General features: G+C 70.8%; 15 protein-coding genes. 5 read left to right on the plus strand and 10 right to left on the minus strand.

Annotated features, from left to right (window positions below; genetic code table 11):
* Positions 1 to 192 precede the first annotated feature (192 nt).
* Positions 193 to 498: a hypothetical protein gene (locus ACFFR3_RS37395; protein ID WP_345385235.1), complete on the plus strand. Its 306-nt coding sequence runs from the start codon at positions 193 to 195 to the stop codon at positions 496 to 498.
* A 4-nt stretch (positions 499 to 502) separates the two neighbouring features.
* On the opposite strand, the gene ACFFR3_RS37400 is transcribed toward ACFFR3_RS37395, so the two are convergent.
* From ACFFR3_RS37400 to metX, 6 genes are all read right to left on the minus strand, one after another.
* Positions 503 to 1,402, minus strand: coding sequence for a class I SAM-dependent methyltransferase (locus ACFFR3_RS37400; RefSeq protein WP_364384102.1), 900 nt, complete (start codon positions 1,400 to 1,402; stop codon positions 503 to 505).
* Entirely contained in the window at positions 1,375 to 1,662 is a 288-nt protein-coding gene (locus ACFFR3_RS37405; protein ID WP_379484659.1) for a hypothetical protein, read from the minus strand. The genes ACFFR3_RS37400 and ACFFR3_RS37405 overlap by 28 nt, the downstream gene beginning before the upstream one ends.
* Positions 1,663 to 1,669: 7 nt before the next feature.
* Positions 1,670 to 2,440, minus strand: a complete 771-nt coding sequence (locus tag ACFFR3_RS37410; RefSeq protein ID WP_364384096.1) for a DUF899 family protein — start codon at positions 2,438 to 2,440, stop codon at positions 1,670 to 1,672.
* Positions 2,441 to 2,534: 94 nt separating this feature from the next.
* On the minus strand, positions 2,535 to 3,029 hold the full coding sequence (locus tag ACFFR3_RS37415; RefSeq protein WP_345385232.1) for a CoA-binding protein: 495 nt from the start codon (positions 3,027 to 3,029) through the stop codon (positions 2,535 to 2,537).
* A complete protein-coding gene (locus ACFFR3_RS37420) occupies positions 3,026 to 4,363 on the minus strand; it encodes an O-acetylhomoserine aminocarboxypropyltransferase/cysteine synthase family protein (protein WP_364384090.1) in 1,338 nt (445 codons plus the stop codon). The genes ACFFR3_RS37415 and ACFFR3_RS37420 overlap by 4 nt, the downstream gene beginning before the upstream one ends.
* A 19-nt stretch (positions 4,364 to 4,382) precedes the next feature.
* Complete coding sequence (gene metX, locus ACFFR3_RS37425; protein WP_379484660.1) at positions 4,383 to 5,594, minus strand: homoserine O-acetyltransferase MetX; 1,212 nt, start codon at positions 5,592 to 5,594, stop codon at positions 4,383 to 4,385.
* 76 nt (positions 5,595 to 5,670) lie between these two features.
* Between metX and ACFFR3_RS37430 the strand changes: the two genes are divergently transcribed.
* The 3 genes from ACFFR3_RS37430 (at position 5,671) to ACFFR3_RS37440 (ending at position 7,866) form a co-directional block, all read left to right on the plus strand.
* Positions 5,671 to 6,219: an OsmC family protein gene (locus tag ACFFR3_RS37430; protein WP_345385230.1), complete on the plus strand. Its 549-nt coding sequence runs from the start codon at positions 5,671 to 5,673 to the stop codon at positions 6,217 to 6,219.
* Positions 6,220 to 6,257: 38 nt separating this feature from the next.
* On the plus strand, positions 6,258 to 7,472 hold the full coding sequence (locus tag ACFFR3_RS37435) for an NAD(P)-binding domain-containing protein (protein WP_379484709.1): 1,215 nt from the start codon (positions 6,258 to 6,260) through the stop codon (positions 7,470 to 7,472).
* Positions 7,473 to 7,557: 85 nt separating this feature from the next.
* Entirely contained in the window at positions 7,558 to 7,866 is a 309-nt protein-coding gene (locus ACFFR3_RS37440; protein ID WP_379484661.1) for a YbaB/EbfC family nucleoid-associated protein, read from the plus strand.
* Positions 7,867 to 7,870: 4 nt separating this feature from the next.
* Here the strand turns inward: ACFFR3_RS37440 and ACFFR3_RS37445 are convergent, their stop codons facing one another.
* The 3 genes from ACFFR3_RS37445 to ACFFR3_RS37455 form a co-directional block, all read right to left on the minus strand.
* Complete coding sequence (locus ACFFR3_RS37445) at positions 7,871 to 8,821, minus strand: WXG100-like domain-containing protein (RefSeq protein WP_364384080.1); 951 nt, start codon at positions 8,819 to 8,821, stop codon at positions 7,871 to 7,873.
* 10 nt (positions 8,822 to 8,831) lie between these two features.
* Positions 8,832 to 9,233: a hypothetical protein gene (locus ACFFR3_RS37450; protein ID WP_345385227.1), complete on the minus strand. Its 402-nt coding sequence runs from the start codon at positions 9,231 to 9,233 to the stop codon at positions 8,832 to 8,834.
* Between the two features lie 297 nt (positions 9,234 to 9,530).
* Complete coding sequence (locus ACFFR3_RS37455) at positions 9,531 to 10,481, minus strand: phage baseplate protein (RefSeq protein ID WP_364384077.1); 951 nt, start codon at positions 10,479 to 10,481, stop codon at positions 9,531 to 9,533.
* Between the two features lie 208 nt (positions 10,482 to 10,689).
* Here ACFFR3_RS37455 and ACFFR3_RS37460 point away from each other — a divergent pair, with 208 nt between their 5' ends.
* Positions 10,690 to 12,198 (plus strand): alkaline phosphatase D family protein, encoded by a 1,509-nt coding sequence (locus ACFFR3_RS37460; RefSeq protein WP_379484662.1) that lies wholly within the window; start codon positions 10,690 to 10,692, stop codon positions 12,196 to 12,198.
* On the opposite strand, the gene ACFFR3_RS37465 is transcribed toward ACFFR3_RS37460, so the two are convergent.
* Positions 12,188 to 13,210, minus strand: coding sequence for a zinc-dependent alcohol dehydrogenase family protein (locus ACFFR3_RS37465; RefSeq protein WP_345385226.1), 1,023 nt, complete (start codon positions 13,208 to 13,210; stop codon positions 12,188 to 12,190). The genes ACFFR3_RS37460 and ACFFR3_RS37465 overlap by 11 nt on opposite strands.
* Positions 13,211 to 13,320: the final 110 nt, after the last annotated feature.

The following is a 13,320-nucleotide window of genomic DNA, read 5'->3' on the forward strand; positions in this document are numbered from 1 at the left end:
GCGGCTTGACGATGTCGGGCACCAGGTTCGGATCGAGCGGCATCTACTTCTTCTCCGTCCACGGGAAGCAGGCATCGGCACGCGTTTCCAGGGGGCCCTCCTCGATCACTGAAGATCTTCTATCACTCCCGCAGCACGGAACACCACAGAAACCCTTATAACGGGCGTTCGTCCTCGCTACGCTTCCAGGCTGTGAAGCTTGACGGAGTCGTTTACAGCAAGGCCCAGCTACGCCGGATCGCCACCGGGACGGGCGCATTGGCCGGCATCACGTCCAGGACGACCACCCGGTACACGACCGTGAAGAACGCCGTACACGTCGCGCTGACCGACGACGAGTACGGCCGCTCCTACTGGGAGGCACGGGGCCCGCAACTCGAGAACATCGGCGTCGGCCTTGGTCTCCTGGCCGATGCCCTCAGCAAGCAGGAGAGCGGGCTGGCGGTCGCGCTGCGCAACTACCGCGCCGGCGACGACGCCTCCACCCTGCCCACCTGACGGCCTACCGCTGGAAGTGCCAGAACAGCATGGACGGCGTTCCGGCGATCGCGGCGTGCGCCGCCTCGGGGGCCAGGTCGCAGAGCGCCCACGGCCACACGTCCCACGGCTCCAGCACGTCGGTACGCTCGCGCGGCTCGCCCGCCGGATGCCGCGGTTCTTCGCAACGCCGTACGTGCAGCCCGGCCGCGAGCGCGGCCCGCACGTAGTCACCGACCGGGTGATGGTGGGTGGCCACCCGCGCGGGACGGCCGCCGGGCAGCCGTACGGGCGGCACCACGCCCCGCGCCACCCCGTCGGGATGGATGTCGGAGAGCACTGCGTGACCGCCGGGCCGCAGCACCCGCGCGAACTCGGCCAGCACCGGATCAAGCGCCGGCACGTGCGTGAGCGCCAGCGAGCACACCACCAGATCGACGCACGCGTCGGGCAGCGGCAACGCGGCCAGCTCACCGGGCAGGAACTCCGCGTCAGGCACCCGCTCGCGCGCCCGCGCCAGCATGTCGGGTGAGCCGTCGACCCCGCGCACCCGGTGCCCGCGCGCGGCGAGGAGCGCGGCGATCCGGCCGGTGCCGCACGCGGCGTCGAGCGCGTCGCCCGCCGGCAGCCCGCCGACGACCTCCTTGATGAACGGCTCGTCCAGGTCGAACGCGCTGTTGGGTCCGTCGTAGGTGGACGCCCAGATGCGGTAACCCGTCGCGACGTCCACCCGCTCGACCTCGACGGCGGCCCCCGCGAGCCTTTCGTCGTCGAGGAACGCCCGGATCTCGGCCAGCCGCGCCTCGACGAACGCGCGGTCGTGCCCGCCCGTGTAGGCCCGCATGAGGGCGACGCCCTCCAGGCCCAGCACGTACGCCAGCGGATGCTCGTACATCATCACCGCCACGCTAACGACGCCCTCCAAGGCGCGCACCTGATTATCCGGCAGCCCGTACGCCTTGAGCCCCCGCCCCGGCGGGCCGCGGAGATCGCCCGCCAGGCGAGCCGGGTGTGCGCCAGGCCCGCGAGCAGCACGGCGACCTGCCCCGGCCCCAGCCGCCGCCTGCGGCCGGGAGCGGGGTGCCGCAACGTCATCTGGCAGAACGCGGAGAACAGGTGCAGCACGAAGTCGCGCGGGGCGTACTCCACCGGGGCCGGCACCGCGGCCGACGAACCTCCGGTCAAGCGCGCGTCAGTGGAAGGTGCCGTGGCGGCCGAGGGTGGTGACCGGGGTGGCGCCGGGGCGGGTCCACTGGGCCGTGGGGCGGCTGGTCTCGCCCCACGTCGAGTTCCCCTCGGCGTCCGTACGCCAGTACCAGCAGGCGTGCTCCCCCTCCGGCCAGCCCTCGGGCTTGTCCTCCCAGGTCTCGCCGCGCCCGTACGGCGTCATGTCGAGCAGCGCCAGGGACGGGTTGGCGGGTTCGCAGCCCCGGCCCGTCGTCGAGTAGGTGAGGAAGGTGCGCTCGCCGTCGCGCAGGTAGCTGGTGAGATAGCCCGTCGGCCCGCCGGCCGGCCCCTCCACGCCGCGGATGGAGTACCACGGCTGGGTGTAGCCCATGAACGCGACGTACTCGGCTACCTCGTCCCACGCGCCGGGGGTCACGACGGCGAACGAGACGCCGCGCGCGTTGAGGTAGGCGGAGTCCTTGAGGTGCCAGGCCGTGGTGGTGCAGCCCTCGCACTGCCCCTGGGGCGGCGCGCCGTCGTACCACATGTGCTTGTAGACGACGAGCTCGTCGCGCCCCTGGAACAGCTCAAGGAACGGCACCGGGCCGCCCGGCCCGGTGACCTTGACGGAACCGTCGAACTCGACCATCGGCAGCCGGCGGCGGGCGGCGGCGATGGCGTCGCCCTCGCGGGTGTGGGCCTTCTCGCGGACCAGCAGCTCGTCGCGGGCGGCCTGCCAGGTGGCGAGGTCGGCGACGGGCGGGCGGCCGGGCTGCGCGGAAGCGCTGGATGTCACGGTGTCCTCCGGTGGTGTTCGGGGTGTCGTCGTACGACTCTGTACGACGCTCACCCGAACAGACCGGCGACCCGCCGGAAACTCATCGCACCCGTTACTGGAGCCCCGAACGGACCGAGGTGATGCGCTGGGTGTTGAAGCCGAGCCAGTGCATCCGCCCGACGTAACGGGCGTGCTCGACCTTGAGGCAGCGGTCCATGATCACGGGCAGGCCGGCGTCCTCGGCGATCCGCGCGCCCTCCTCGTTGATCACCCCGAACTGGCACCACAGCGCCCCCGCCCCGATCTGCACGGCCTCGCGGGCGATGCCGGGCAGCGCGTCGGGCGCGCGGAAGACGTTGACGAGGTCGATCGGCACCGGCACGTCGGACAGGCTCGGGTAGCTGGTCTCGCCGAGTATCTTCTGCTCGCGCGGGTTGACCGGCACGACCTGGTAGCCGTGGCGCTTGAGGTAGTAGCCGACGAAGTTGCTGGCCCGCAGCTCGTTGCCGGACAGGCCGACGATCGCGATGCTCCTGGTGGCGTGGAGGACCCGCTGGATGGTCAGCGGGTCCTGGTAGCGGGCCAGGCCGGCCGTGCTGTCGGTCATGCCGTCTCCTCCTTGGTGCCGATCGTCGCGGCGACGCGGGCGAAGCCCTGCTCGAGGTCCCAGATGAGGTCGGTGACCGACTCGGTGCCGACCGAGAGCCGCACCGAGCCGGGCCCGACGCCGGCGGCGGTCAGCTCGTCGTCGCTGAGCTGGCGGTGGGTGGTGCTGGCGGGGTGGATGACCAGGCTCTTGGCGTCGCCGACGTTGGCCAGGTGGGACCAGAGCGACAGGCCGCTGATGAGGCCCTGCCCGCCGGCCCGGCCGCCCGCGCACTCGAAGGAGAACACCGCGCCCGCCCCGCGCGGCAGGTATTTGTCCACCAGCGGGCGGTATTTGCTGCCCGGCAGGCCGGGGTGGCTGACGTTGGAGGCCAGCTCGTGGCCGTCGAGGAACTCGGCGACCTTGCGCGCGTTCTCGACGTGGCGCTCCATGCGCAGCGACAGCGTCTCCAGGCCCTGCAGGAACAGGAACGCGTTGAACGGCGACATCGCCGCGCCCAGGTCGCGCAGCGTCTCGGCGCGCAGCTTCATCAGGTAGCCGTACATGCCGAACGTCTCGTGGAAGCGCAGCCCGTGGTAGGCGGGCGACGGGTCGGCCACCACCGGGAAGCGCCCGTTGGACCAGTCGAACGTGCCGGCCTCCACGACGACCCCGCCGATGCTGGTGCCGTGGCCGCCGATGAACTTGGTCGCCGAGTGGATCACGATGTCGGCGCCCCACTCGATGGGCCGGCACAGGTAAGGCGTCGCGAACGTGTTGTCCACGATCAGCGGCAGCTCGTGCTCGTGCGCGATGGCCGCCACGGGCTCGATGTCGAGCACGTTGCCCGAGGGGTTGCCGATCGTCTCGGCGAAGAACGCCTTGGTGTTGGGCTGCACCGCCTTGCGCCAGGCGTCGGGGTCGTCGGGATCGACCCAGGTCAGCTCGACGTTCATCTTGCGCAGCAGGTGCTTGAGCTGGTTGACGGTGCCGCCGTAGAGCGCCGACGACGACACGACGTGGTCGCCCGGCTCCAGCAGCGTGAACAGCGCGGCGGCCTGGGCGGCGATGCCGCTGGCGAACGCCACGGCGCCGCTGCCGCCCTCCAGGTTGGCCACCCGCTCCTCGAACACGGCGACCGTGGGATTCATGATCCGGGAGTAGGTGTTGCCGTATTCCTGGAGGTTGAAGTACGCCGCCGCGGACTCGGGGTCCTCGAAGACGTAGCTGGTGGTCTGAAATATCGGTACGGCACGTGCTCCCGTGTTGGGGTCGGGCCGCTGCCCGGCATGCAGCTGCCGGGTCTCGAACCCGAAGGCGCGGGCCTGCTCTTGACGGGGGTGTTGCTCGGTCACCAGTGCCTCTTCCTCGACGTCACCCGGCCCCGCCTCGGGCAAGGAACCGGCGGATGATGGGCGTCTGCCGCGCTTCTTCCAGCAGGAAGCAGTCGTGGCCGTACGGCGCGTCGATCACCTCGAACTCTACCGGCTTGCCCTGAGAGCGCAGCGCCCGGTCGATGTCCTGCGAGGCCGCCGGCGGGTAGAGCCAGTCGGAGCTGAACGCGATCAGCAGCGTCCGCGCCCGCACGTCCTCGAGCGCCCGCTTCAGCGACCCGCCGCCGTGCTGCCTGGCGAGGTCGAAGTAGGTCAGCGCGCGCGAGATGTAGAGGTAGGTGTTGGCGTCGAAGCGCTTGACGAACGAGTCGGCCTGGTGACGCAGATAGCTCTCCACCTCGAACTCGGGCTCGGTGATCGTGTAGCGCAGGTCGTCGGCGAACTGCAGCCGCCGGGAAAACTTCTCCTCCAGCGCGGGCGCCGACAGGTAGGTGATGTGGCCGACCATCCGGCCGATGCCCATGCCGGCGTCGGGGGCGCGGCCCGTGCCGTAGTAGTGGCCGCCCTGCCAGGCCGGGTCGCGCATGATCGCCTCGCGGGCGATGGCGTTCCATGCGACGCCCTGCGGGTGCAGCGCGTGGGTGCTGGCGATGGCCACGACGGCGTCGACCTGGTCGGGGTAGCTGATCGCCCATTCCAGCGCCTGCATGCCGCCGAGCGAGCCGCCGGCCACGGCCGCGAGCCGCTCGATGCCGAGGGCGTCGAGGAAGGCGCGCTGGGTGCGGACCATGTCGCCGACCGTGATGACCGGGAAGTCGGACCCGTAGGGACGGCCGGTGGCCGGGTCGGTCGAGGACGGGCCTGTGGTGCCGCGGCAGCCGCCGAGCAGGTTGGTGGAGATCACGAAATAGCGGTCGGTGTCGAACGCCTTGCCGGGGCCGATCATGCCGTCCCACCAGCCGAGCCCCTTGGCGCTCGACCCGTCGCGCTCCTCGGCGCCGAAGCCGTCGCGGGTGCCCGACTCGGGCGGCGCCTTGGCCACGCCGGCCGCGTGGGCGTCGCCGCTCAGCGCGTGGCAGACCAGGATGACGTTGTCGCGCTCGGGGGAGAGGGTGCCGTAGGTCTCGTACGCCACCCGCACCGGGTGCAGCTCCCTGCCGCAGTCGAGCCGTACGGGGTCCGGAAGGTCGAGGTGGAACGTTTCGACGACGCCCACGGAGCCGGCCTCGGACGTTCTTGCTGGCTGCGACATGGGGCTTATGGTAGCCGCCACTCCCGGTATATGGTCAAATACCTACCGGAATACCCGGAAGCGAAGGGCGAGAGCTATGACCACGGTCACCAACGGTGTCAACGTACAGGCACTGCTCGAAGCGCGCGAAGCGCTCAAGGGTGCGCCCGAGGCCGCCCAGTTCGTCTGGCGGGCCTCCTCCAAATGGCAGAACGGCGTCCACAGCACCACCACGGTCAAGGAGTTCTTCGGCCTCGGCGAGGAGCGCAGCCACCGCAAGGAGGCGGTCTTCGACGCCGACCATCCCGAGGTCTTCGCGGCCGAGGACAACGGCATCACCCCGATCGAGTACCTGCTGGTCGGCCTGGCGAGCTGCCTGACCGCCGGCGTGGCCTCCGTCGCCCAGAACCGCGGCATCCAGCTCCGCTCGGTCGAGGCCAAGCTGGAGGGCGTCCACGACATCCGCGGCATCCTCGGCGCCGACAGCGACGTGCGCAACGGCTTCAACGACATCAAGGTGACGTTCGAGATCGACGCCGACGCCTCGCGCGAGGACATCGAGGCCCTGGTCGCCCAGTCGCAGAAGCGCTCGGCCGTCTTCGACGCCCTCACCAACCCGACGAACGTCACCGTCGAAGTCGCCTGAGGGAGCGAAGCATCATCGAACGGGTCACGACGGTCGTCATCGGCGCGGGGCACGCCGGCCTCGCCGCCTCGCACTTCCTGCGCGCGCGCTCGATCGACCACCTGGTGATCGAGCGCGGCGAGGTGGCCAACTCCTGGCGGCGCGAACGGTGGGACTCCTTCCGCCTGCTCACCCCCAACTGGCAGAGCCGCCTGCCGGGCCTGGCCTACGACGGGCCCGACCCCGACGGCTACATGACCACGAAGGAAGTGACGCAGTTCATCGAGCGGTTCGCCGCGCTCGCGGGGGCGCCCGTGCGTACCGGGACGACCGTCACGTCCGTACGGCCGTCCGGTGACGGCTACCACGTCACCACCGACCGCGGCGAGATCGCCTGCCGCACGGTGGTGATCGCCAGCGGCGCCTGCAACCTGCCGTCGGTGCCGTCCTTCAGCACTTCGGTGCCGCCGCAGGTGAAGCAGCTCACGCCGTACGACTACCGCGAGCCCGGCAGGCTGCCCGAGGGCGGCGTGCTCGTCGTCGGCGCCTCGGCGACCGGCGTGCAACTGGCCGCCGAGCTGCGCGCCTCGGGCCGTCCCGTCACGCTCTCGGTGGGCGAGCACGTCCGGCTGCCCCGCACCTACCGCGGGCGCGACGTGCTGTGGTGGATGGACGCCTCCGGCGTGTGGGACCAGCGCCACGACGAGCTGGACGACCTGACCAGGGCGAGGCGGCTGCCGTCGCCCCAGCTCGTGGGCACGCCCGAGCGGGCCACGCTCGACCTCAACGCGCTGACGGCGACGGGGGTCGAGCTGGTGGGCCGCTGGGCCGCCCTGCGCGACGGGAAGGCGCTGTTCTCCGGCGGGCTGCGCAACGTGTTCTCGCTGGCCGACCTGAAGATGAACCGGCTGCTGGACGCGTTCGACGCATGGGCGCGCGAGAGCGGCCGCGACGGTGAGGCGGGGCCGCCCGAGCGGTTCGAGCCGACCCGGGTGCCGGCCTCCGCGCGCTGGCAGCTCGACCTGAACTCCGGCGAGATCGCCACGATCGTCTGGGCGACCGGCTTCCGTCCCGACTACGGCTGGCTGGACGTGCCCGTGCTCGACGAGAAGGGTTTCCTGCGCCACGACGGTGGCGTGGTGGACGCGCCTGGACTGTACGCGCTGGGCCTGCCGGTGCTGCGGCGGCGCAGGTCGACGTTCATCAACGGCATCGAGGAGGACGCGCGGGAGGTGGTCGCGCACCTCGCCGGCCACCTGGCGGAACGGGCGTGACCGAGAGGGATGTCCGTTCTCACACCCGCTGATGCCCGATATTTACTCATTGCCACCTATATGGGTGTTCTGTAGATAATGCGGGATGGCAGAACGCGATCTACGGACCGGTGACCCCCAACTCGACCGGGTCATGGCGGAGTTCAAGGCGAACTCGCGCGAACTCTCCGACGTCATGGGCCTCGTCGGCGACGTCTCCGGTGAGGCGGCGAGCCCCGACGGCAAGGTCAGGGTGCGCGTCACCGCGTCCGGCCAGCTGACCGGCCTGCGGATCGACCCCCGTGCGATGCGGCTGGGCTCGCAGGAGCTGGCCGAGGCCATCCTGGAGGCCTCGCGGCGGGCTACGGAGGACGCGGCCCGCCACGTCATGGAGGTCACCCGCCCCTACCTGTGAGGCGTCAGACGCGGGGGATGAGGCTGCGGGTGCCGTGCACGATGAACTTCTGGTACATCTCCTCCTCGGTCAGCCCGTGCTCGGTGCCCGGCAGCGGGTTGTCGCCGTGCTGGACGTCCACGGTCATCGAGTACGCCGTCGAGGCCGTCATTCTGGGCAGGAAGTTGCCGGTGTTCAGCGTCACCCCGTTCGGCAGCTCGACGTTCTGGGCGACCGCGCGCAGGCCCGGCACCTTGGTCATCAGCGCGGAGCCGCCGTCGACCACGCTGTCGAAGATCATGTTGGCGTAGAAGTGCTCGCTGAACGTCGTGAGGTTGTGCTCCAGCGACTGCACCTCGTTGCCCGACATGTCGGTCTTGATGCCGCCCAGCTTGTTGATGGCCAGCGGCAGCACCACCTGCCCGGTGGCGTAGGTGGCGCTGTCGAGCACCCAGTACAGCCACGTCGGGATCAGCATGGCGATGAACCAGTGCGCGGTCTGCTGGAACAGCAGCGCCTGCCGCTTCATGATCGCCTGGAAGATCTTCCAGGTCAGCACCTGGTAGCCGATCGTGAACATCATGTCCACGGTCAGGATGTAGCACAGCACCTTGATCGCGTGGTTGACCTTCTCGATCACGTCGGCGTAGGCGCGGCAGGCGACGGCGGCCTTGCGGTGCCTGAGCGACACCTCCAGGACGACGGGGCCGTACTGCTCGGTCCAGAACTTCTTGAACTGCGACACCGCGGGGCCGGCGCTGGTGGTCCACACGGCGGTGGCGGCCGCGTTCGCGGTCCTGAAGTGCTCGTCGATGGTGTCGGCGACGTCGTCGAGTACGTCGGCCGCCTTCCTGATCGTGGCGGGGTCGCCTTCGAGGTAGGAGATGCCGAACAGGAACTCGGGCGCCAGGATGCCCGCCGCACCCGCGCCGGCCATCCCGCCCGCGGCGACCTTGGTCGCGAGTCCGATGGGCACGCGCGGCTCCTCAGTCGCGCTCTACCGGAGTGGACGGCACGGCGAGTGGTCGGTCCTCGCGCTCCGCGAACTCCTTGAGCGCCTTGAGGTGCTCGTTCCTGACCATCATGCTGGCCCACTCGGCGTCCTTGACGTTCGAGCTCATCGCCACCACGGCGTCCCCGATCGCCTTGTACGACTCCGTCAGGTCGCGCAGCGCCGTGCCCAGGTCGTCGCAGGCGGCGTCGAAGCCCGGGTGACCGTCCTGGCCACGGCGGAAGATACGGGCCGCCTCGTCGCTGTCGGGATTGCCGAAGTAAGGGACCAGCGGCCCGAGCGTCTGCCAGGCCCTGTTCACGGCCTCGCCGAACTCGCCACCGCCGTCGTGGATCGCCCGGCCGCTCTTGCGCATGCTCGAATGATCGATGTCCACGTGGTCTCCTCCCCGTACAACGCCTGAGCGGCCAGTCTCTGCACTCTTCGTTTCGGTCAGATGACCATTTGGTTGCCGTTCGCGCAGTTTGATGATCGAAGGGGCCTTGTGACGCCTGGTCAGAGAGCCGGCCGCGCTGCGTTCGCGGACGCTGGCCACTCGCGTCCGCGAACGCCCGGGCGTCAGGTGGTGGGGTCGACGATGACCTTGCCCACCGCGTGGTTCTGGACCGCGTTCTGGGCGGTGGCGGTTTCCGACAGCGGGGCCGGGCGGCGGTCCGCCCGGCCCCTCAGCGGGTCAGATCAGTTCGCTCTTGTAGAAGATGTTGGCCACCCGGGCCCCTGACTCGCCCGACGCCAGCCCCAGGCACAGCCGGGGACGGCCGGCGGCGATCTGGATGCCCATGCCCTCGGGCTCGCGGAAGTCGAGTGACCGGCCCGCCTCCGTGCGGGCCCGCTGGACCTGCTCGCCGGTGCGCAGGTCGAAGCAGGTGACGTGGGCGTTGCCGGGCGGCGGGTTGCTGTCGCTGTAGGCGGTGCCGTCCAGCATGTAGGCGAAGTTCCCGTAGACGGCGTACCCCTGGAAGGTGCCGAGCCCGCCCGGCTGGGCGACGTGGAAGATCGGTTCGTACCGGCCCGCCTTGAACTGCCCCAGCGGGTAGACGGCGTAGCGGAAGGTGCCGTTGTCGTTGTAGCGCATGACGATGCGGTTGGTGGAGGGGTCGATCGTACAGGTGACGTTGCGGACCCCGGCGATCGGCTCGTGCTTGGTGAGCTCCGGCGACGAGGGGGTCAGCGTCTGCCCGTCGACGAACCTGAACCGGGCGAGCTTGGTGCCGCGCGAGCTGGTGCCGTCGGGGATGCCGTCCGTCTCCGTCCACAGGTACGCCGACGTGCCGGACGGCTCCACCCCGCACTGCACGCCGTGCCCGAACCCCATGAGGTACATGTGCCCGAGGATCGCGCCGGACAGGCTGAGCTTGGTCAGGCAGAGGTCGCCGGCCGCGTTGGAGCCGGAGCCGTTCTTCACCTGCAGCGTGTAGATGTGGCCGTTGCGGTTGTCGAAGGCGAAGGACTGCAGGACGGTCTCGTCGTACAGGGCCTTCTTCCAGATGAGGGAGGTCGAGGGGGCGGTGAGCTGGAAGCGGCCTTCTGCGGCGAGCGCCGGCTGGGAGGCCAGCGCGGCGGCAGCGGCCGTACCTGCGCCGATGGTGAAGAGGCTCCTACGGGAAACGTTTACAGGGGGCATGCGTAACGGTCACCTTCCTGGTGCTGGAAGCCGAGCGGACAGGCGCGCCGTCAGGTTAACACCGGGGTGTCAGAGGGGCGAGGGGTTGGAGTTACCTCTGTAACATTCGTGACATATACGGCGAAAGAGGTCGGGTGGAGTGCCCAGATCTCGGGTGGCTGGCGTGTCCTCGTCCGCATAGGCGGTGGCCGCGGCAATCATGCTTGCTGTGTTGAGCAGGAGGTCCTTCCTGGCGGCGGGGTTCACGACCGGCCTGCCGTCCCTGGTGCCGTCAGCCGATTTCGGCGAGCCGTTCACGCTGGGCGTCGCCAGTGGCGACCCCGACCCGGGCGGGTTCGTGCTGTGGACGCGGCTCGCGCCGGACCCGCTGGCCGAGGACGGGTTCGGCGGGATGCCGCAGGAGCCGGTGCCGGTCCAGTGGCAGGTCCTCGCCGACCCGGCGGGCAGGACCGTCGTCCGCAGCGGCACTGAACTGGCCGTCCGCGACTGGGCGCACAGCGTGCACGTCACGGTGACCGGGCTGCGGCCCGGCCGTCCGTACTGGTACCGCTTCAAGGCCGGCCCGTACGTCTCGCCCACCGGCCGCACGCTCACCGCCCCCGCCCCCGGCACGATCGGCCGCCCGCTGCGCATGGCGGTCTGCTCCTGCGCCAACTACCAGCACGGCTACTTCACCGCCTACGCCGCAATCGCCGCCGAACAGCCCGACCTCGTGCTCAACCTCGGCGACTACATCTACGAGCAGGGCAGCGACCACCTGCTCGGCCCCGGCGGCAACGTCCGTGACCACGGCGGGCCCGAGGCCGTCACGCTGGCCGACTACCGGCGCCGCCACGCCCTCTACAAGACCGACCCCGACCTGCGCGCCGCCCACGCCGCCGCGCCCTGGGTGGCCGTCATGGACGACCACGAGGTGGTCAACAACTGGACCAACCTGATCCCCGCCGAGCGCCGTCAGGCCGCCTTCCGCGCGTACTACGAGCACCTGCCGCTACGCCCCGCCGCCCGCCCCGGTGGCACCGCCGTCCAGCTCTACCGGCGGCTGCGGTGGGGCGGCCTGGCCACCCTGCACGTGCTCGACACCCGGCAATACCGCGACCCGCACCTGTGCGGCGCCGGCTTCAACGACTGCCCGGCGCCGGACGGGCCCAGCCGCACGATGCTGGGCCTGGACCAGGAGCAGTGGCTGCTCGACGGTTTCCACCGCTCGCGCGCCCGCTGGGACCTCGTCGGCCAGCAGGTCTTCTTCGGCCAGCGCGACCGCGACCCCGGCCCGGGAAGGCTCGTACGCCAGGACGCCTGGGACGGCTACACCGCCGCCCGCATGCGCGTCAGCGAAGGCTGGGTGGAGGCAGGCGCGCGCAACGTCGCCGTGCTGACCGGCGACGTGCACGCGCATTGGGCGGGCGACCTCGTCCTCGACTACGACGACCCCGCGGCCCGCCCGATCGGCGCCGAGTTCGCCGTCACCTCGATCACCACCGGTGGCGACGGCACCGACGTCGACCCGGTCACCGATCCGCTGCCGGCCGTCAACCCGCGCCTGAAGCTGCATCTGCGCCACCGCGGCTACCTGATGCTGGAGATCACGCCGAGCACGCTGACCGCCGCCTTCAAGATCGTGCGGTACGTCAGCCGCCCCGGCGCGACCGCCGAGACCGCGGCCACCGTCCGCCTGCACGACCGGGTCCCCGGCCTGGGCGCGGCTACGGCGTGAGGAGTACCTTGACGGCGCGGCGCTCGTCCATCGCCCGGTAGCCCTCGGCGGCCTGCTCCAGCGGCAGGGTCAGGTCGAAGACCTGCCCGGGGTCGATGACGCGGCGCCAGATGAGGTCGATGAGCTCGGGCAGGTACTCGCGTACGGGGGCGGGGCCGCCGTGCAGGTGGACGAGGGAGAAGAACAGCTCGTCGCCCGGCAGCGCCACGTCGTGGGCGTACCCGACGAACCCGATGTGGCCGCCGGGCCTGGTGGAGCGCATGGCCTGCGTCATCGAGCTCTGTGTGCCGACCGCCTCGATGACGCTGTGGGCGCCGAGCCCGTTCGTCAGCTCCATGATCCGCGCCACGCCCTCGTCGCCGCGCTCGGTCACGATGTCGGTGGCGCCGAATCGGCGGGCCAGCTCCTGGCGGGACTCGTGGCGGCTCATCGCGATGATCCGTTCGGCGCCGAAGTGCCGGGCGGCCAGTACCCCGCACAGGCCGACCGCGCCATCACCGACGACCACCACGGTCTTCCCCGGGCCCGCCGCGGCGGCGACGGCGCCGAACCAGCCGGTGCCCAGCACGTCGGAGGCGGCCAGCAGGCTCGGGATCAGCTCGGGCTCGGGCATGCCGGGGGTGGCGACGAGTGTGCCGTCGGCGAGCGGGATGCGGGCGAACTGCGCCTGGGTGCCGATCGAGGCCATCAGGACACGGTTGACGCAGCCGCTCTGGTAGCCGGCCCGGCAGATCTCGCAGGTGTTGTCGGAGGCCCAGAACGAGCCGACCACGAACTGGCCCGGCCGGACCGTGGTGACCTCGGGGCCGACCTCCTCGACGACGCCGACGTACTCGTGGCCCATGGGAGCCGGGTCGCCGTTCTCCTCCAGGCCCCGGTAGGGCCACAGGTCGGAGCCGCAGACGCAGGCCGCGGTCAGGCGGATGATCGCGTCGGTGGGTGCGACGATCTCCGGGTCACGGCGCTCCTCGACGCGGACGTCGCCTGGACCGTGCAGCACTGCTCCGCGCATCGTGGCTCTCCTTCGGACGTTCTGCCCTACGCCGTACTTGTTTCCGTACGCGGCCGGCCGGTGGTCGGGAAAGGCGAAGTTTGGCCTGTTCGAGGGGCTTCGCCGACCTG

The organism is Nonomuraea salmonea (genome assembly GCF_042428605.1).
In the GTDB taxonomy this organism is placed as follows: Bacteria; Actinomycetota; Actinomycetes; order Streptosporangiales; family Streptosporangiaceae; genus Nonomuraea; species Nonomuraea salmonea.